The sequence below is a fragment of the Rhizobacter sp. P3_C12 genome, from assembly GCF_056402735.1.
In genome coordinates this window covers 1-861 of sequence record NZ_JBFUGW010000631.1, presented here as the reverse complement: position 1 = coordinate 861, position 861 = coordinate 1, and the positions used below count along the sequence as shown (strand labels likewise).

Below are 861 nucleotides of genomic sequence, written 5' to 3'. Positions count from 1 at the left end.
GCGATCCACTCGCCGATGCGGTCGTGCGGCCAGATCCAGATGTCCGGGCCCTTGCCGGCCGCGGCCGCCTGCTGGAACTTGTTCGGCGCGTCCTCCGGGTGCTCCACCACCACCTGCACCCCCGTCTTGGCGGTGAACTCCTCGCCCACCTTGGCCAGGCCGTTGTAGCCCTTGTCGCCGTTGATCCAGATCAGCAGCTTGCCGGGCTCGGCCGCCTGCGCGGCGAGCGGCAGCGTGCCGGCCAGGGCCAGCGCCGCGGCCGAGGCCAGCAGCGCGAGAGGGAGTCGTCTGGTGGTGCTCATCGTCGTGTCTCCTGTGGTGGCCTCGTGGGCCGTCGAACGCCTGCGCCGCCTTCAGCCGGCGCCCGGGAGCGTACGCCCCTGGGCGTCGAACAGAAAGCCGCGCTGCGGCGAGAAACTGAGGTACGCGGTGTCGCCGGTCTTCAGCGGGTTGTCCGGAGCGGTGCGGATCGTCATCGCCTCGCTTCTCGTTGACGAATCCAGGCCGGTCAACGTGACGTGCAGATACGTGGTGTCGCCCAGGTGCTCGGCCAGCTGCACATGCGCGCGCATCGCGCCTTCGCGCGGCTGGGCGCTCGCCTCGAGGTGCTCCGGGCGCAGGCCGACGGTGACCTTGGTGCCGGCCGGGACCGAGGCCGCATCGGCAGCCACCGTCACCGCCGAGCCGTCGTCCAGCGCGACGTGGGCCAGTTGCGTGTTGGTGCCCGTCAGCGTGCCGCCGATGAAGTTCATCTTCGGCGAGCCGATGAAGCCGGCGACGAAGCGGTTCACCGGCCGGTGGTACAGCTCCATCGGCGTGCCCACCTGCTCGATGCGGCCTGCGTTGAGCACGACGATGCGA

1 protein-coding gene and 1 pseudogene are annotated in these 861 nt (G+C 70.6%); both read right to left on the bottom strand.

Annotated features, from left to right (window positions below):
* Positions 1-302: pseudogene (gene malE, locus AC1DXV_RS35080) on the bottom strand (maltose/maltodextrin ABC transporter substrate-binding protein MalE); the annotation flags it as partial.
* A gap of 51 nt (positions 303-353) precedes the next feature.
* Positions 354-861, bottom strand: a 508-nt coding sequence (locus AC1DXV_RS35075; RefSeq protein ID WP_477938109.1) for a TOBE domain-containing protein, incomplete at its 5' end; no start/stop codon positions are given.